This is a genomic window from Bowmanella dokdonensis, from assembly GCF_017254865.1.
In the GTDB taxonomy this organism is placed as follows: domain Bacteria; phylum Pseudomonadota; class Gammaproteobacteria; order Enterobacterales; family Alteromonadaceae; genus Bowmanella; species Bowmanella dokdonensis.
This window is the reverse complement of record NZ_JAFKCV010000346.1, coordinates 1-293: the sequence shown is the minus strand read 5'-3', so window position 1 is coordinate 293 and position 293 is coordinate 1. Positions and strand designations below refer to the sequence as shown.

Sequence of the window (293 nt, the reverse complement as noted above, 5' to 3'; positions counted from 1 at the left end):
ACCGGTTTGGATCGTTCGCCGTACTCCAGAACTGTTGGCGGAGCTGGGCAAGCACGAAGAGCTTCTAAAAGATCCGGCTTCTGATGAACCTCAACAACCAGAGTTTGCGAAGAATCAATATCGTTCCCTAAAAGAGGAATATCTGGTTCTGGTCGGGATCTGTACTCACCTTGGATGTTCTCCCCAGCACCTTAAAGATGGTGCATTCGAAGAACAGGTCGAAGGTGTACCAGAAGGTTTCTTCTGCCCATGTCATGGTTCTAAGTTCGATATGGCCGGCCGCGTATTTTCGG

General features: G+C 49.5%; 1 protein-coding gene. It reads left to right on the top strand.

Translation table 11 applies throughout. The features are described 5' to 3' along the window. On the top strand, nucleotides 1–293 hold a 293-nt coding region (gene petA / locus J0A66_RS22880; RefSeq protein ID WP_206576082.1), incomplete at both ends, for a ubiquinol-cytochrome c reductase iron-sulfur subunit.